This window comes from Enterobacter sp. V87_3, from assembly GCF_029967835.1.
Classification (GTDB): domain Bacteria; phylum Pseudomonadota; class Gammaproteobacteria; order Enterobacterales; family Enterobacteriaceae; genus Enterobacter; species Enterobacter cancerogenus.
This window is the reverse complement of the sequence record NZ_JASCAM010000027.1, coordinates 1-16,452: the sequence shown is the minus strand read 5'-3', so window position 1 is coordinate 16,452 and position 16,452 is coordinate 1. Positions and strand designations below refer to the sequence as shown.

The following is a 16,452-nucleotide window of genomic DNA, read 5'->3' as shown; positions in this document are numbered from 1 at the left end:
TAGGCCGGGTAAGCGCAGCGCCACCCGGCGACAGCGGCCTCAGTTCTGCAACACCGACGACACCAGCAGCTGGGTGTACGGATGATGCGGATCGTCGAGCACGCGGTCGGTTAACCCACTTTCCACCACCTGACCCTGCTTCATCACCAGCAGACGGTCGGCCAGCAGGCGCGCAACGCCCAAATCGTGGGTGACAATCACCACCGCCAGGTTCAGCTCCACCACCAGACCGCGCAGCAGGTCGAGCAGTCGCGCCTGCACGGAGACGTCGAGGCCGCCCGTTGGCTCATCCATAAACACCAGCTTCGGATGGGTCACCAGATTGCGGGCAATCTGTAAGCGCTGCTGCATACCGCCGGAAAAGGTGGTTGGCAGGTCGTCGATGCGCGAGGCGGGGATCTCAACCTCCTCCAGCCAGTGCTGCGCCGTGGCGCGGATGTTGCCGTAGTGGCGCGCGCCGGTCGCCATCAGCCGTTCGCCGATATTGCCCCCCGCCGAAACCTGACGGCGCAGGCCGTCCATCGGGTGCTGATGCACTACGCCCCACTCGGTGCGCAGCAGGCGGCGGCGCTCGGCCTCGCTCATGCCGTACAGCGACGCCCCCTCATAGAGAATGTCGCCGTTTTGTGGCGTCAGACGCGCGGAGATCGATTTCAGCAGGGTGGTTTTGCCGGAGCCGGACTCGCCGACGATCCCCAGTACTTCCCCTGGCCACAGCTCGAACGACACGTCGCTAAAGCCTTTGCCCGGCGCGTAAAGGTGGGTCAGGTTGTTAACCGAAAGCAGCGGTTTCATTGGCTGTTGGCCTCGCTCTGTTGGCGGCAGTAGTCGGTGTCGGAGCAGACAAACATCCGTTTGCCCGTATCATCCAGCACCACTTCGTCCAGATAGCTGTGCGTTGAGCCGCAGATGGCGCACGGCTCGTCCCAGGCCTGCACCGTAAACGGATGGTCGTCAAAATCGAGACTCTCCACGCGGGTATAGGGCGGAACGGCATAAATGCGTTTTTCGCGCCCGGCACCAAACAGCTGGAGGGCGGGCATCATGTCCATCTTCGGGTTATCGAATTTCGGGATCGGGGACGGGTCCATCACGTAGCGCCCGTTTACCTTTACCGGGTAGGCGTAAGTGGTGGCGATATGGCCGAAGCGGGCGATATCCTCGTACAGCTTCACCTGCATCACGCCGTACTCTTCCAGAGCATGCATGGTGCGGGTCTCGGTTTCGCGCGGCTCGATAAAGCGCAGCGGCTCCGGGATGGGCACCTGGAAAATCAAAATCTGATCTTCCGCGAGCGGCGTTTCAGGGATGCGGTGACGGGTCTGGATCAGCGTCGCGTCTTCGGTTTTTTCGGTGGTGTTCACGCCCGTGACGCGTTTGAAGAAGTTGCGAATTGACACCGCGTTGGTGGTGTCGTCCGCGCCCTGGTCGATAACCTTCAGCACGTCCGCTTCGCCGATGACGCTGGCGGTGAGCTGAATGCCGCCGGTGCCCCAGCCGTAGGGCATCGGCATTTCGCGTCCGCCGAACGGCACCTGATAGCCCGGAATGGCGACGGCTTTCAGGATGGCGCGGCGGATCATGCGTTTGGTTTGCTCGTCCAGATAGGCAAAGTTGTAGCCGCTTAAGTTAGCCATGTTTGCGCTCCCGTTGCAGGCGTTTCAGCAGTTCCAGTTCGGCCTGGAAATCGACGTAGTGGGGCAGCTTGAGGTGCGACACAAAACCTGCGGCCTCGACGTTGTCGGCGTGGGCCAGCACGAACTCTTCGTCCTGCGCCGGGCCTGCGACGTGCTCGCCGTAGTCCGGCGCCTGGAGCGCACGGTCAACCAGCGCCATCGCCATCGCCTTGCGCTCGCCCAGGCCGAACACCAGTCCGTATCCGCGGGTAAAGTGCGGGTCATCGTTCTCCGGCGCGACAAAGCCGTTAACCATTTCGCATTCGGTGACCAGCAGTTCGCCGACGTTTACTGCAAAACCGAGCTCTTCCGGCACGATATTGACGTCGATATAGCCGCTGCGGATCTCCGCCGCAAACGGGTGGTTGCGCCCGTAGCCGCGCTGGGTGGAGTAGGCCAGCGCCAGAAGATACCCCTCGTCGCCGCGCATCAGTTGCTGCAGGCGCGACGAGCGTGAGCACGGATAGACCGACGGCGTGCGGGTAATGTCGTCAGGCACCGTGCCAGAATCTTCTTCCGCTTTTGCCAGGCCCTGCTTCGCCAGCAGGCTAAAGACGTGCGGAGAGGCTTCCTGCGCGGCATCGGAGGTGGCAAGCGACGGCGCGTCGCCGTTTGCCAGCAGGGTGAAATCCAGCAGGCGGTGGGTGTAATCGTAGGTCGGGCCAAGCAGCTGACCACCGGGAATGTCCTTGTAGACGGCCGAGATACGGCGCTCCAGGCGCATGTCGGCGGTGTTCAACGGCTCGCTCACCGCCAGCTTTGCCAGCGTGGTGCGGTACGCACGCAGCAGGAAAATCGCTTCGACGTTATCGCCGCTGGCCTGCTTCAGCGCCAGCGCCGCCAGCTCGCGGTCGGCAACGCCGCCTTCGGTCATTACGCGGTCGACGGCCAGGTTTAACTGCTGCTCAACCTGGGCAACGCTCAGCTCGGGAAGCTGGGCATCGCCCCGACGCCGGTGCGCCTGCAGCGCATGGGCGGCGGCAATCGCCTTCTCGCCCCCTTTAACGGCTACGTACATCAGCACACCTCCACGTGGGTGGTCCGCGGGATCGCCAGCAGGCGTTCGCCGCAGGTGAGGATCAGGTCGATGCCGAGCGGGAACGGATGCGGACGCTCGGTCAGCTCATGGATGATGCACTCCGGCAGCTGCGGGGCGACCATGCGTTCATCGGCAATGCCCGCGCCGGTCAGGCGCAGCATGCGGCCACCGCTTAGGCTGGCGACCTGCAGGATCAGCGTGGCGCTGGTTTCCGGGGCCACGGCGCTGCCTTCGCTCAGGGCGTTGAGTTGCTCGTGGCTGATCTGCTCGTCGGCCACGGCAAACACCGCCTGCTGGGGCTGATCAACCAGCGGGGCGCTGGTGTGAAAACGCAGGTTCTGACAGGCAATATCGTTCGCCATCGCGCCGGAAAGCCACACCGGCGTGTCGTTGTCGGCCAGCGTCAGCAGCACGCTGGTGGTGGCGAGGTTCAGCGGCAGCCAGCCCTGCGAAAGCTGATGCAGCGAGACGATGACGCCCGGCTCGCTCATGGCTTTCAGCAGGCGACGAAAACTTTGTTGGGCATCCTGGACGGCCAGGGTAAAAGCGGGTTGAAGCGTCATGCGTTATCTCCGCGAACGAGCGTAAAGAAGTCGACCCGGCTGGTGTTGACCTCGGCCTGACGGGCGGCAAGGCGCGCGGCGCGGTCGGCTTCCAGCGGGGCAATCAGGGTTTCCATAAGCGACTGGAAATGCGGGTGTTCCTGCAGCAGCGCGTCGATTACCGCGCAGCGTTCGGCGTGCTGTTTATCGCGTCCGAGAACGTAGCCGTAACCCAGCGTGCCGCTGTTCAGACGAATAACGGCGCGGGTGAGGGTGGCATCGCCGGCAAAAAAGCGATCGCCCGTGCCGCCCATGCGCGCCTGGATTTGTACCAGGCCAATTTCCGGGGCGCGGAGGGTCTCGTAATCGGGGGCCAGATTGAGCGCGTTCATGCGCGCCTGCAGCGCAGCGGGCTGGCTGTGGGCCAGGACGCGCATCCAGCGCTGACGGGTGGCGGTATCGAAGTGCATTCAGTGCTCCATGGTGAATTCAATCATGTCGGCGCGGGTCAGGCTGACGGAGTACTCCGTTGCGTTGATTTCGCCGTCACGGTGGTTGAGGGTGCGCACGCAGAGCAGCGGGGCCATGTTGGGGATCTCCAGCACCTTGCTCTCTTTTGCCTGCGCGCGGCGAGCGCTGATGCGCGTCTGGGTGCGTTTGAGCGCGATGCCCGTGGCATCCTGCAGAAATTCATGCAGCGAACCGCTGGCGAAGTGTTGCAGCACCGGCCAGAGGCTGAGGTCGGCAAAGTAGTGGTCGATCTGGCACACCGCCACGCCGTTGACCCGGCGCAGGGTGCGCAGGTGTACGACGTTTTCACCTTCGGCAATGCCCAGCGCGTCCGCCACGTGGCTGGAGGCCGGGCGCAACACCGACAGCAGCTTTTCGCTGGTCGGGTGGCTGCCCTGATCGAGCAGGTTCTGGCTAAAGCGCGCCTGCGCATTCAGCGGGTAGTCGAACGGGCGCATCAGCACCAGTACGCCGACGCCCTGACGGCGCTGCACCCAGCCGCGCTCGACCAGCTGATCGATAGCCCGGCGCAGGGTGTGGCGGTTGACCTCGTAGCGGTCAGCAAGCTGCTGCTCGGCGGGCAGATAGTCCCCGCAGCGGTAGTGCGTGCGCAACTCCACTTCGAGCTTCGCCGCGATCTCCTGCCAGCGGGTGGGGTAACTGGTCGGATGTCTGGATAAGTGCATAGATAACAAAGCCTCGCTTCTCAGATGAAGTGCTTACGCAAACGTTGAGAGAGGAAATCCAGCAGGCTGACGGTGATGATGATGAGCACCATCAGGGCGCAGGTTTGCTGGAACTGGAAGCCGCGAATCGCTTCCCACAGGGTGACGCCAATCCCGCCCGCGCCGACCATGCCGACGACGGTTGCCGAGCGAACGTTAGATTCAAAGCGGTAGAGCGAATAGGAGATCAGCAGCGGCATGACCTGCGGCAGTACGCCGTAGAGGATCTCTTCAATTTTGTTGGCCCCGGTGGCGCGTATGCCCTCGACCGGGCCAGGTTCAATGGCTTCCACCGCTTCGGAGAGCAGCTTGGAGAGCACGCCGGTGGTGTGTATAAACAGCGCCATTACGCCCGCAAACGGGCCGAGACCGACGGCGACCACAAACAACATGGCGAAGACCATTTCATTGATGGCGCGGCAGGCGTCCATCAGGCGGCGCATCGGCTGATAAACCCACCATGGCACGATGTTTTCGGCGCTCATCAGGCCAAACGGGATGGAGAGGATGACGGCGAGGGCGGTGCCCCAGACGGCGATTTGCAGGGTAATGGCCATTTCGCCAAGGTAATCCTGCCACTGGCTGAAGTCCGGCGGGAAGAAATCGGCGGCGAAGGTCGCCATGTTGCCCGCGTCTTTGACCAGCAGCAGCGGGTCCATTTCCGCGCCCTTCCAGGAGATAACGAGCACCGCCAGCAGAATGGCCCAGCTGATCAGCGAGAACCAGCTGCGCTTTGGCGGTGGGAGTGTGATGGTTTGCATGGTGACTCCTTTGGGTTTAGTCCCCTCTCCCTTGAGGGAGAGGGTAAGGGTGAGGGGGAAATGTGCGCGCTGATGCCCTCACCCCGGCCCTCTCCCACAGGGAGAGGGAGAAAAGAGTTACTGCACCGCTTTATTCACGCTGGTCATCGCGCCGAGCGCGGCGGTCAGGCGGTCGAGATCGTCCAGCTGCGCCTGAATTTCAGACACTTTGCTGGTCTTCTCCTCTTCCTTCAGCCCCTTGTTGTCCTTCACGCCCTGCATCTGTTTGAACAGCGCCAGCTGGCGAATCGGGACCAGCTGCAGGTCACTTGAGGCGCGGAACGGCGCCCAGCCCAGCTTCTCCAGAACGGCTTTTTCTTCCGGCGTTTTGCCGTAGGTCATAAAGAAGTCGTACACCTTGTCCTTGGTGCTTTCGGAGAGGTTTTTACGCCACACGATCGGGTCGCCCGGGATCAGCGGTGATTTCCAGATCACCTTCAGTTCTTTCAGCTTGTCCGGCGCGGAGGTCTTCAGCTTGTCGAGGTTTTCGGTGTTGTTGGTTGCAACGTCCACCTGCTTGTTCGCGACGGCCAGGGCGTTGGTTTCGTGGCTGGCGTTGACGGTGCGCTTGAAGTCGCTGGCGGAGGCGTTGTTTTTGGCGAAGACGTAATAGCCCGGCACCAGGAACCCGGAGGTGGAGTTCGGGTCGCCGTTGCCAAAGGTCAGATCCTTGCGTTTGGCGAGCAGATCGTTGAGGTTATTGATCGGGCTGTCTTTGTTAACAATCAGCACGCTCCAGTAGCCCGGGGAGCCATCTGCCGCCACGGTCTGCGCAAACACCTGGCCGTTGGCGCGGTCTACCGCTTCCATTGCGGAGAGGTTGCCGTACCAGGCGATGTCCACTTTGTTAAAGCGCATCCCCTGGATGATGCCCGCGTAATCCGGGGCGAAGAAGGCGTTCACTTTGATCCCCAGTTTAGTTTCCATATCTTTCAGGAACGGTTCCCACTGAGGCTTCAGGTTTTGCTGTGACTCCGTCGAAATAATGCCAAAGTTCAGCGCTTTTTCCTGCTCCTGGGCGTACGCCGGGCTTAACAGGGTGCTGATGCTGAACATGCTGGTAAATGCCAGCGCGGCAACGGCTTTGTAGCTCATGTACTTTCCTCGGATCGGGTGAATTAAGCAGCCTGCGCGCTCTCTTCGACGCGGTTTATGCTGCGGTAGAGATGGTCAAAACGGTCGTTATCAAACTGATGGCTTGCGCCATCAAAGAACACATGTCCCTGACGCAGGGCGACGATGCGTTCGCAGTAGCGCAGGGCGTAGTCCACCTGGTGCAGCGTGACCACCACGGTGATGCCGTCGTTCTGGTTGATGTCGCGCAGGGTCTCCATCACGATGCGCGCCGATTCCGGATCCAGCGAGGCGATGGGTTCATCGGCCAGAATGATTTTCGCTTTCTGCATCAGGGCGCGGGCAATCGCGACGCGCTGCTGTTGTCCACCGGACAGGCTAGACACGCGCTGGTGGGCGAAATGGGCCATGCCGACGCGGGTCAGCGCCTGCAGCGCCTCTTGCTTCTGTTGGGGAGAGAACCAGCGCAGGCAGGTGCGCCAGAACGGGGTGCTGCCGAGCGCGCCGATGAGCACGTTCTCCAGCACCGTCAGGCGGTTCACCAGGTTGAACTGCTGGAAGATATAGCCCGTCTGGGCGCGGCTTTTACGGATATCGCTCGCAAGACGGCCGGCGCGCTGGACGGTGTTACCCAGCAACTCGACGTGGCTTTCCGGCGTTTTATCGCAGGTAATGAGGCCGCTTAAATGGCGCAGCAGGGTGGATTTTCCTGAACCGGATGGCCCCAGCAGCGCCACCATTTCGCCCTGCTGGACGGTCAGATCAACGGCGTGCAGAGCCTTGTTGTGATGAAAGGTCTTGCTGAGTTTCTCGACGCGGATGACGGTTTGCATGTGCGGGGCCTCATTGAAAATGTGGCCTCATGCTGGCGCATCAATATGACATTTGGGTTAAGTTCCGGTTGCGGGAAGTTGAAGAGTTGAGGTGAAAGCGATGACAGTCCATGCAGGACCGGTCAGCGCAACGTCACCGGGCGTTGTTGCCGGCTACGCTGCGCTTATCCCGCCTACGACGTTTGTTGCTGTTTAACCACGTTAATCATCCACGGCACGCCGTATTTGTCGGTGACTTTCCCGAACCCGTGCGCCCAGAAGGTCTCCTGCCAGGCCATGTCAACGTTGCCGCCTTCGGCCAGGTTATCGAACCAGCGTTTACCTTCTGCCACGTCCTGCGTGTCCAGTACCAGCGTGAAACCGGCGTATTGCGCGCTGCTACCGGGCGGCAGGCCGTCGCTCATCATGATATCGCTGCCCGCGATGCGAACGTTGGAGTGGGCGATGGCCGTATCAGGGAACTGCATGCCGGAGGGGCAGCCTTCTTCGCTGCTGTCGTCTTTCGGCATGTCGCCGTAGGTCATTGAATAGAGAATGTCTGCACCGAGCGCGTGCTGATAGAAGGCGGACGCTTCTGCACAATTGCCGGAGAATGAGATGTAGGGACTTAATGGCATAATCATTACCTCAGGTAAGAAAAGCCCATTAAGTGTAGTGCCAGACAGCCCGGTAAGCGAAGCGCCACCGGGCAGGGAAATCAGTTCTTTTTCACGAACTCGGATTTCAGCTTCATCGGGCCAAAGCCGTCGATTTTGCAATCAATATTATGGTCGCCTTCCACCAGACGGATATTCTTCACTTTAGTGCCGATTTTCAGCATGGAGGAGCTGCCTTTTACCTTCAGGTCTTTCACTACGGTTACGCTGTCGCCGTCTGCCAGCAGGTTACCGTTAGCATCTTTCACTACCAGCGCATCGTTATCCTGCGAAGGCTCTGCGTCATTCCATTCGTGAGCGCATTCCGGGCAGATAAACATTCCGCTATCTTCATAGGTGTATTCAGAGTTGCATTTTGGGCAGTGTGGAAGTGACATGTTGGTATCCTCAAAAAGTGGTTAACACGCTGGAAAATGCCAGCTAAATGACGGCAGAGTGCCGAAAAAGGCGGCAAGTATAGCGCAAATCCACACTGTTGTCGGTGACATTCAGAAATAAAAACGGGTGAAATACGCGCCAGGAATGACATTTCCTGTCAGTCGTTTTAGCCATTCTGATGGCACGACCTCGCCGGAAAGCAATTGCGCTAAATATATCGAATATTTTATTGCATCAAATTGCTACGCCCTGCCATTTCGGATAAGGTTAAGCAACACGCTGTTATTTTCCCGCGAACGCTCAGGTTACGCATTCCGTGACGATGAGAGGATACCCCTCATTTTAGGTGGGTAAATAATGATGATATATCCTGAAGTTTCCTGAAAACAGGCTTAGCTTTTAATCTTTTGGCTTTCTGGTCAAGGGTGATGCTTTACATATCTGGCACGGAAAGTAATTAATTTTTGATTGCCATCAAATAGTTATATTTAGCGAACGTGTTTTCCATACGTGATCATATAAGCCGTAAAACAATAATTAAAACAACGTAGCTTAATAAAAGTAATAAATTTGCGTTAGGGGAAGGCTTTTATCATGCACACACAGACTATTTTTGAATTAAGCCAGGAAGCTGAACGCTTGTTACAGCTTTCCCTGCAGAATCTCGATACGTTGAAATCAATGCCGATGGCGATGTTGAACAGCACAACATCCGCCATGAGCGGTGAAAAGAATAATGTTTTGCCTTTGCATTTCAGCACGCGCGGCGTCGACGCGCAGCAGGCCATGCTGAATAATGAATTACGCAAAATAACCCGTCTTGAAATGGTATTGGCCATTGTCGGGACCATGAAGGCCGGTAAGTCCACCACCATTAATGCGATTGTCGGAACGGAAGTGCTGCCGAACCGTAACCGGCCCATGACCGCGTTGCCTACGCTCATCCGCCATACGCCAGGGCAGAAGGAGCCGATCCTGCACTTCTCTCATGTCTCGCCTATTGATGCGTTGATCCAGCAGTTGCAGCAAAAGCTCTGCGATTACGATCGCGGCAAGCTGGCGCAGCGGCTGGAAGTTGATAAAGACATGAACACCCTGCTGGAGCGGATCGAAAAAGGTGAGGCGTTTGAAAAGCATCACCTGGGGGCCGAGCCGATATTCCACTGCCTGAAAAGCCTGAACGACCTGGTTCGCCTCTCGCTGGCGCTGGGCGTGGATTTTCCGTTCTCTGAATATGCGGCCATTGAGCACATCCCGGTGATCGAGGTGGAGTTTGTTCACCTGGCGGGTCTGGACGCGCATCTGGGCCAGCTGACGCTGCTCGACACGCCGGGGCCAAACGAGGCCGGGCAGCCGCATTTGCAAAAAATGCTCGCCGAACAGCTGGCGCGCGCCTCGGCGGTGCTGGCAGTAATGGATTATACCCAGCTTAAGTCGATTTCCGACCACGAGGTGCGCCAGGCGATTTCCGCCGCAGGGAAATCGGTGCCGCTGTACGCCCTGGTGAATAAATTCGATCAGAAAGATCGCAACAGCGATGACGAAGAGCAGGTGCGGGCGATGATCTCCGGCACGCTGATGAAGGGAAATATCTCTCCAGGGCAGATTTACCCGGTCTCATCCATGTGGGCGTATCTGGCAAACCGCGCGCGCTATGAGCTGACCACTCACGGGCGGTTGCCTAATCATCAGGCCCAGCGTTGGGTGCAGGATTTTGCCGAAGCGGCGCTAGGGCGCCGCTGGCGCACGGCTGATTTAGATGATATCGACCATATCCGTCATGCCGCCGATCTGCTGTGGGAAGACTCGTTGTTTGAGCAGCCGATCCGTAAGCTCATTTACGCCGCCTATGCCAATGCGTCGCTGTTTGCCCTGCGCTCAGCATCGCATAAGTTGCTGAACTATGCGCAAAACGCCCGGGAGTATCTTGATTTCCGCTATCAGGGGCTGACGGTGGCCTTTGGCGAACTGGAACTGAATATCGCCCGGCTTGAAGACGATATGGCGATGTTGCAGACGCGCCAGAACGTGGTCAGCGATGAAGTGGCGCATGAGGTTGAGCAGACCCTTACTGCCACCGATGCGTTTATGGCTCAGCAAAATCGCTCGCTTCGACAGGCGATTGGCGATGTCTTTAGCCGCCAGGCGCTATTGAATGTCGCGGGGGTTGATCCACATAGCCCGCGCCATAGTGAGCCGGACGCGCTGCTCCAGCTGGTGCTGGAAGATGAAGGGCAGGCGCAGGTGGTGCTGAGCAAGATCCGCTCTTCCTGCGAGCTGATCATGCTGGATGCACAGAATAAAATCAGCCGGGAGCTGGCGCTCCGCTTCGATCAGCTGGAATCTACGCTGGCGCGCTCGCTGAATGAGGCGATGCGTCCCATTGAGACGCGCATTAAGGAACAGCTGAGCCATGCCGGGTTCCGGGCGAGGATCAGCTTCCCGGCGTTTCAGGCAAACCAGCTTAACTTCAACACGCGGGGGCTGTTCAACGACGCTATCGTGCTGGATAACCGCCCGGCCGGTCAGCCGTCGGTGACGGGGGGTGTGCGCGATACGGTATCCCGCTGGCTGAACAATCCGGGCTGGGGCTGGGAAGATTATGTGGTGACGCGAACGCGGTATGTTATTGACGTTGGTCAGCTCCATGACAAGTTTAAGCAGCATATTGACCAGTTTTGTGAACAAATCCGTAAAGCTTTGTCGGCGCAGGTCGATGTCTCTGTCAGGGCGGGTATGGCAACGTTCTTTGCAGAATTTTCGCTATGCCTGACCGGGTTACAAGAAAGCTTGCGTGATAGCCTCGCAGTTCGTCAGCAAAATGAGCACGCCACCCGGGCGCTCAGCCAGCTGTTGAAACAAAGTATTACGACTGCGACGTGGATTCAGGAAGATACCCGACTGTTACGCGATGATATTCAAACCTTATTCGCGGCAGAGCAACCATGACAACACAGCTACTGGACGGTCCCGGGCGGACGCTGGAGTGTATTCATCCAAAATTTATGGTCGATCTTGTTCAGGGGGTGGACGCGACGCGTCATGCCCACCTCGGGCCGCAGCAGGTGCAGTTTCGTGAGCGTTTGACGCAGGAGATAATGACGCATACCCGGCTGCGGCCGTGGGCGATGGCGGGAATGCTCAACGAAAATGCAGCGTTGCGACTGGGGCTGGCGGAAAAATTAGCCGGTATGCTCGACCCGGGCCATCTGGCGCTGACCCGGATGACGGAAAAACTGCAGACCCTGCGCCAGCAGGCAGGCCCGCGCGCTTCGCAGTCTCCCGGCCTTCTTCAGCAGTACAGCGAACTCTCTTCGCATTTTCAGCAACGTGCCACTTATAAAGAGAAGGCGCTTACCCAGCGCGGGCTTACCGTGCAGGCAGGGGAGCACAGCGAACAGATTTTTACCCGCTGGCGCGCCGGGCATTATGACGGCTGGTCGCTTGCCGGGCGGTGCTATATTGCCCTGGAGGAGTTGCGCTGGGGGGCGTTTGGCGATGCCTGTCGCCTGGCAAATGAAGACGTCGCCGTAATGCTTAAGGATGATCTGCGCAGCATGGCGGCCAGCTACCTTGCGCAGGAAATTAATGCTTCTCCCGCGACCCGCCATTTTTATCATCAATGGCTAACGACGCCCGCGGCTCCCGGGCTGATGGATCATAAAGACATGCTCGGCTGGTTGGGCGACTGGTGTCAGGCGGACAGTCATCCGGTGAGCTGGTCTGTGACGCAAAACTGGCAAACGGTGGCGCTGGGTATGCCGAGGCTGTGCTCTGCCAGACGGCTGGCGGACGGGATGGTTGAAGAGATTTTCAGTTAACGTTTTCCCCTCACCCACAGGGTGAGGGGATGGCTCGATGGTGTTAATGATGCATTTCGACAGGCTCAGGCTTCGGTTGTTCTGGTGCAACATTCCCGAAGCGTTTGGCGTACAGCGCGGTAATGATAGGTACCAGAATCGCGGTGACAATCACGCTGGCGGCAACCAGGGCGGTGGCGGAGGCGGCAACCGGTTCGAACGCAGGGTTAATCTGGGCGATGATCATCGGGTTTGCTACCGCGGCACCCGCAGCTGAAGAGGCGGCAACCCCTGCCGTGCCGTTTCCTCCCCCTATCACGCGGTCGGCGATGATCAGCGGAATACCGGTGATGACGATGACCGCCACACCCAGGACGATGCCCAGCAGGCCAGTATCGAGGATCACATTCAGGTTAATAGTGTTACCCAGCGCGAAACCGAAGAACGGAATCAGCACCGGCGTGGCTTTACTGAAGAAATCACGCAGATCGTGGTCGAGGTTGCCTAACGCAAAACCGATCAGGAACGGCAGGATCGCGCCGACAAAATGATGCGGTTCGAATGACGCCAGACCGGCAGAACCGAGGATCAGCATTGTCATCAGCGGACCGGATTCCAGCGACATCAATACGAATGCCCCGGATTCTTCTTTTGTGCCGTACTGGTTCATCAGGCTGGCATATAAACCACCATTGGTCATATCCATTGCGGAGACGATGGCCAGAACGGATAACCCTGCAAAGAATCCGGTCTGAATACCGTTTTCGGGAATAAACAGCGCGCAGACCATTGCCACTATCCAGGCGACGGCAATTTTAGTGAGGACCAGCGTACCGGACTTGCGTAATACGGTGCCCGTCGCGCGTAAGTTTATTGATGCACCAATACAAAAAAACCATACCGCAAGAATTGGCACCGTGCCGGTTATCATTCCTTTTGTGAATCCGCCAAAATATGCCCCGGTATCCGGCGCCAGCGTATTTAAGATTGCACCAAGTACCAGCGGAACCAGCATCATCCCACCGGGAATGCGTTCTATCGTGGCTTTAATCTTCATGTTTAACCCTCACATCTCGTCCCGCGTGGTTGGCGGAAAATTTAAAAAATAGTGCAATAAATTCAATTGATTAATCGACTCAGGAATCGGTTAATGCGTTATCCATGCAATAAAATTAATTAAGGTCTTTCTGAACACGTTCAGCAGAACGCGCCGGGAGCGCTAAGTTCGGATTTATCATGCGATCATTGGAATGATGATTCAATGAAAATAAAACAGTGTTTTAGTTATCTTTGTCACATATTTAATGTAAACATCAGACGCACTTTTTGATAATTAAACTTTATGTAAAGTTGATGTGAAGAAATGTGGTTTATTTCTTGTTGCCGGTGTGCAAAAACGGCGAGGAGGGTTAAACCCGAAGCGTGAAAAAAGGACGCCGTTGGCATGAATTGACGAAAGCTGACGAGGGATAAATATATATGTGAAGTTGATCACAAATATAAACGCTGGTAGGGTAAAGAGGTCATTAACTGCCCATGCAGGCGTCAACAGGTTCGGTTGTATCGACATGAAACGTCAATGTAAGTAAACCTGCTACGCTTGAATTAGGAGATTCGCATGGAGCGGATCTCAGGTTCACAGATCGCCATAAAGACTGTGGAACGGACAGGGCTGAGTCTACGAGGAAAGCTATGCTTAGAAGGAAAAAGGTAAAACCCATCACGCTTCGCGATGTCACTATCATTGATGACGCGAAATTGCGTAAAGCGATCACCGCTGCCTCGCTCGGTAATGCGATGGAGTGGTTTGATTTTGGTGTCTACGGCTTTGTGGCCTACGCGTTAGGTAAAGTATTCTTCCCCGGTGCCGATCCCAGCCTGCAGATGATTGCAGCACTGGGTACGTTCTCTGTTCCCTTCCTGATTCGCCCGCTGGGCGGCCTGTTCTTCGGGATGCTAGGTGACAAATACGGTCGCCAGAAAATCCTTGCTATTACTATTGTGATTATGTCGATAAGTACATTCTGTATCGGCCTAATTCCGTCTTACGCCTCTATTGGTATTTGGGCTCCGATCCTGCTGCTGCTCTGTAAAATGGCGCAAGGCTTCTCGGTGGGCGGTGAATATACCGGCGCGTCGATCTTCGTCGCGGAATATTCCCCGGACCGTAAGCGTGGCTTTATGGGAAGCTGGCTGGACTTTGGCTCGATTGCCGGGTTTGTCATGGGCGCAGGCGTGGTCGTTCTGATCTCCACAGTTGTCGGTGAGGAGAACTTCCTCGACTGGGGCTGGCGTATTCCGTTCTTTATAGCATTGCCGCTGGGCATCATTGGTCTTTACCTGCGTCATGCATTAGAAGAGACACCGGCGTTCCAGCAGCACGTTGAGAAGCTGGAGCAGGGCGACCGTGAAGGACTGCAGGACGGCCCGAAAGTGTCGTTTAAAGAGATTGCGACTAAGCACTGGCGTAGCCTGTTGACCTGTATCGGTCTGGTGATTTCGACCAACGTGACCTATTACATGTTGCTCACCTATATGCCGAGCTACCTGTCGCATAACCTGCATTACTCTGAAGACCACGGCGTGCTGATTATTATCGCCATCATGGTCGGTATGCTGTTCGTGCAGCCGATTATGGGGTTAATGAGCGACCGCTTTGGCCGTAAGCCCTTTATTATTCTGGGTAGCGTTGCGCTGTTTGCGCTGGCGATCCCCGCGTTTATTCTGATTAACAGTAACGTGCTGGGTCTGATTTTTGCCGGGCTGCTGATGCTGGCGGTGATCCTTAACTGCTTTATCGGGGTTATGGCGTCGACGCTACCGGCGATGTTCCCGACGCATATTCGCTACAGCGCGCTGGCCGCCGCGTTTAATATCTCGGTTCTGATTGCGGGCCTGACCCCGACGCTTGCCGCCTCGCTGGTGGAAAGCACCCAGAACCTGATGATGCCGGCTTATTATCTGATGGTCATTGCGGTGATTGGTCTGATTACCGGTATCACCATGAAGGAGACGGCTAACCGTCCGCTGAAAGGGGCGACGCCTGCCGCTTCGGATATTGCGGAAGCGAAGGATATCCTGCGTGAGCACTACGATAACGTAGAGCAGAAGATTGAAGACATTGACGCAGAGATTGAAGAGCTTCAGAAAAAACGTACCCGACTGGTGGATCAACATCCACGGATTAACGAGTAATAAAAAAACCCGCCGCTGGCGGGTTTTTTTTAGCATCCTGCAGCGATGTAGTCGCCGTTGGCGCTGATGGGGATCACCGTCAGGAACAGGACGGTGGCAAACAGGATCAGAATGACCCCGCCGGCAATTTTGACCGCCGGAACCAGCCAGCTCAACGAGGAGCTGCCGCCGAACCAGGCCACCGTACGTTCACGGGCGTAACGTACTGCCAGCGATAACCCCATAATAGAAAGCGCTGTTCCCAGCGACATCGTCATTACCGCGGCGATCCCCCACGTCACAATCCCCAGTGCGTTCGAGAACATCAGGATCATTATTGCGCCGCTGCATGGCCGCGCGCCGATTGCCAGAATCACGCCCAGGCGCGTTTTCCAGTCACCTTTTGTCAGGTCCGCGCCCACGCCGTGGTGCCCGCAACCGCAGTTTTCATCGTGCTGGTGAGGTCTGATGGCCCGAATGGTCATTCTGCGCGGGCGCAGGCTTTTCAGTGCCTGGTAAATGACAAACGCGCCGAATGCGCCAATCAGCACCGCGCTTATCTTCTCAACATACCAGCGGCTGGTACTGATATCCCCCGAGGCGAGGTTAAAACCCACGGCCAGGATAAAGACAAAGAGAACGGCGCTTGCGCCCTGCATCAGGCTACCAAGAAAGGGGACAACGCGTGCGGCGAGTTCGCTCTCTTTATTGGTGCTGAGATAGGTGGTGACAATGAATTTGCCATGGCCCGGACCTATGGCGTGGAGTACGCCATAAAGGAAAGCACCCGTTATTAGCCATAATCCACCGCTGTACTGGTGATTGTTCAGTTGAAGCAGGTACATCACCAGATAGCGATGCAGGGTAATCTGCGTTGCCAGACACCACTGGATAAAGGCATTCCAGTGGGCATGCAGGGTGAATCCTGCGAAGAGGAGTACCAGCAGCATTATTCCTGCTGTGGGGATACGCCAGTCTCGGGTGAGAGGTTGTGTTGTCATGGGGTGACCTGCCGGGGAGTATTTTTCGCCAGTATAGTCGATTTTGTCTCGCTAAATGTAGGATCGCGCAGCGCGGGCAGGCCCGATTGTGGATAAGTCTGTGTGTAAATGGGTATAAGGCGGGGTTTTGCTGTGGAATGCAGCAGTCAGTCATTTTTCTGTCATTTAGCGGTTGCGGCGGCGCGAGAACTCCCTATAATGCGCCTCCATCGACACGGCAGATGTGAATCACTTCACACAACAA

Annotated in this window: 16 protein-coding genes; 3 read left to right on the top strand and 13 right to left on the bottom strand. The window is 57.2% G+C overall.

The features are described from left to right. Window positions 1-39: 39 nt before the first annotated feature. The 11 genes from phnK to QLG21_RS16295 form a co-directional block, all read right to left on the bottom strand. Entirely contained in the window at window positions 40-795 is a 756-nt protein-coding gene (gene phnK / locus QLG21_RS16345) for a phosphonate C-P lyase system protein PhnK (RefSeq protein WP_006177354.1), read from the bottom strand. Continuing rightward, window positions 792-1,637: an alpha-D-ribose 1-methylphosphonate 5-phosphate C-P-lyase PhnJ gene (phnJ, locus tag QLG21_RS16340; RefSeq protein WP_058610476.1), complete on the bottom strand. Its 846-nt coding sequence runs from the start codon at window positions 1,635-1,637 to the stop codon at window positions 792-794. Before phnJ ends, phnK begins: the two co-directional genes overlap by 4 nt. After that, window positions 1,630-2,694: a carbon-phosphorus lyase complex subunit PhnI gene (locus QLG21_RS16335; RefSeq protein ID WP_282484803.1), complete on the bottom strand. Its 1,065-nt coding sequence runs from the start codon at window positions 2,692-2,694 to the stop codon at window positions 1,630-1,632. Before QLG21_RS16335 ends, phnJ begins: the two co-directional genes overlap by 8 nt. Next, window positions 2,694-3,278 (bottom strand): phosphonate C-P lyase system protein PhnH, encoded by a 585-nt coding sequence (phnH, locus tag QLG21_RS16330; RefSeq protein ID WP_006177351.1) that lies wholly within the window; start codon window positions 3,276-3,278, stop codon window positions 2,694-2,696. Before phnH ends, QLG21_RS16335 begins: the two co-directional genes overlap by 1 nt. Beyond that, window positions 3,275-3,727 carry a phosphonate C-P lyase system protein PhnG gene (gene phnG, locus QLG21_RS16325; protein ID WP_006177350.1) on the bottom strand — a complete coding sequence of 151 codons (453 nt, stop codon included), beginning with the start codon at window positions 3,725-3,727 and terminating at the stop codon, window positions 3,275-3,277. Before phnG ends, phnH begins: the two co-directional genes overlap by 4 nt. Next, window positions 3,728-4,453, bottom strand: a complete 726-nt coding sequence (gene phnF, locus QLG21_RS16320; protein WP_282484802.1) for a phosphonate metabolism transcriptional regulator PhnF — start codon at window positions 4,451-4,453, stop codon at window positions 3,728-3,730. A 20-nt stretch (window positions 4,454-4,473) separates the two neighbouring features. After that, a complete protein-coding gene (gene phnE / locus QLG21_RS16315; protein ID WP_006177347.1) occupies window positions 4,474-5,253 on the bottom strand; it encodes a phosphonate ABC transporter, permease protein PhnE in 780 nt (259 codons plus the stop codon). A gap of 117 nt (window positions 5,254-5,370) precedes the next feature. Beyond that, entirely contained in the window at window positions 5,371-6,387 is a 1,017-nt protein-coding gene (phnD, locus tag QLG21_RS16310) for a phosphonate ABC transporter substrate-binding protein (RefSeq protein ID WP_102891660.1), read from the bottom strand. A 23-nt stretch (window positions 6,388-6,410) separates the two neighbouring features. Then, entirely contained in the window at window positions 6,411-7,199 is a 789-nt protein-coding gene (gene phnC, locus QLG21_RS16305) for a phosphonate ABC transporter ATP-binding protein (protein ID WP_282484801.1), read from the bottom strand. Between the two features lie 173 nt (window positions 7,200-7,372). Then, window positions 7,373-7,816, bottom strand: coding sequence for a VOC family metalloprotein YjdN (gene yjdN / locus QLG21_RS16300; RefSeq protein ID WP_282484800.1), 444 nt, complete (start codon window positions 7,814-7,816; stop codon window positions 7,373-7,375). 80 nt (window positions 7,817-7,896) lie between these two features. Then, a complete protein-coding gene (locus QLG21_RS16295; protein ID WP_042321114.1) occupies window positions 7,897-8,232 on the bottom strand; it encodes a zinc ribbon domain-containing protein YjdM in 336 nt (111 codons plus the stop codon). Window positions 8,233-8,827: 595 nt separating this feature from the next. On the opposite strand from QLG21_RS16295, the gene crfC reads away from it, so the two are divergent. Together crfC and QLG21_RS16285 are read left to right on the top strand one after the other, a co-directional pair. Beyond that, window positions 8,828-11,182: a clamp-binding protein CrfC gene (crfC, locus tag QLG21_RS16290; protein WP_282484799.1), complete on the top strand. Its 2,355-nt coding sequence runs from the start codon at window positions 8,828-8,830 to the stop codon at window positions 11,180-11,182. After that, entirely contained in the window at window positions 11,179-12,054 is an 876-nt protein-coding gene (locus QLG21_RS16285; protein WP_282484798.1) for a diguanylate cyclase regulator RdcB family protein, read from the top strand. Before crfC ends, QLG21_RS16285 begins: the two co-directional genes overlap by 4 nt. A 43-nt stretch (window positions 12,055-12,097) precedes the next feature. Here QLG21_RS16285 and kdgT read toward each other — a convergent pair whose 3' ends face one another. After that, window positions 12,098-13,090, bottom strand: a complete 993-nt coding sequence (gene kdgT, locus QLG21_RS16280; RefSeq protein WP_282484797.1) for a 2-keto-3-deoxygluconate transporter — start codon at window positions 13,088-13,090, stop codon at window positions 12,098-12,100. 635 nt (window positions 13,091-13,725) lie between these two features. Between kdgT and proP the strand changes: the two genes are divergently transcribed. Further along, complete coding sequence (gene proP, locus QLG21_RS16275) at window positions 13,726-15,228, top strand: glycine betaine/L-proline transporter ProP (RefSeq protein WP_137903610.1); 1,503 nt, start codon at window positions 13,726-13,728, stop codon at window positions 15,226-15,228. Window positions 15,229-15,257: 29 nt separating this feature from the next. On the opposite strand, the gene QLG21_RS16270 is transcribed toward proP, so the two are convergent. Then, window positions 15,258-16,208: a nickel/cobalt transporter gene (locus tag QLG21_RS16270; RefSeq protein WP_282484796.1), complete on the bottom strand. Its 951-nt coding sequence runs from the start codon at window positions 16,206-16,208 to the stop codon at window positions 15,258-15,260. Window positions 16,209-16,452 lie beyond the last annotated feature (244 nt).

Bases quoted from the DNA above. Each gene is read 5' to 3' on its own strand.
- QLG21_RS16335 (WP_282484803.1), bottom strand. From the start codon at position 2,694: ATGTACGTAGCCGTTAAAGGGGGCGAGAAGGCGATTGCCGCCGCCCAT.
- phnD (WP_102891660.1), bottom strand. From the start codon at position 6,387: ATGAGCTACAAAGCCGTTGCCGCGCTGGCATTTACCAGCATGTTCAGC.
- yjdN (WP_282484800.1), bottom strand. From the start codon at position 7,816: ATGCCATTAAGTCCCTACATCTCATTCTCCGGCAATTGTGCAGAAGCG.
- QLG21_RS16285 (WP_282484798.1), top strand. From the start codon at position 11,179: ATGACAACACAGCTACTGGACGGTCCCGGGCGGACGCTGGAGTGTATT.
- phnK (WP_006177354.1), bottom strand. From the start codon at position 795: ATGAAACCGCTGCTTTCGGTTAACAACCTGACCCACCTTTACGCGCCG.
- proP (WP_137903610.1), top strand. From the start codon at position 13,726: ATGCTTAGAAGGAAAAAGGTAAAACCCATCACGCTTCGCGATGTCACT.
- phnF (WP_282484802.1), bottom strand. From the start codon at position 4,453: ATGCACTTATCCAGACATCCGACCAGTTACCCCACCCGCTGGCAGGAG.
- phnC (WP_282484801.1), bottom strand. From the start codon at position 7,199: ATGCAAACCGTCATCCGCGTCGAGAAACTCAGCAAGACCTTTCATCAC.
- QLG21_RS16295 (WP_042321114.1), bottom strand. From the start codon at position 8,232: ATGTCACTTCCACACTGCCCAAAATGCAACTCTGAATACACCTATGAA.
- phnH (WP_006177351.1), bottom strand. From the start codon at position 3,278: ATGACGCTTCAACCCGCTTTTACCCTGGCCGTCCAGGATGCCCAACAA.
- QLG21_RS16270 (WP_282484796.1), bottom strand. From the start codon at position 16,208: ATGACAACACAACCTCTCACCCGAGACTGGCGTATCCCCACAGCAGGA.
- phnJ (WP_058610476.1), bottom strand. From the start codon at position 1,637: ATGGCTAACTTAAGCGGCTACAACTTTGCCTATCTGGACGAGCAAACC.
- phnG (WP_006177350.1), bottom strand. From the start codon at position 3,727: ATGCACTTCGATACCGCCACCCGTCAGCGCTGGATGCGCGTCCTGGCC.
- phnE (WP_006177347.1), bottom strand. From the start codon at position 5,253: ATGCAAACCATCACACTCCCACCGCCAAAGCGCAGCTGGTTCTCGCTG.
- kdgT (WP_282484797.1), bottom strand. From the start codon at position 13,090: ATGAAGATTAAAGCCACGATAGAACGCATTCCCGGTGGGATGATGCTG.
- crfC (WP_282484799.1), top strand. From the start codon at position 8,828: ATGCACACACAGACTATTTTTGAATTAAGCCAGGAAGCTGAACGCTTG.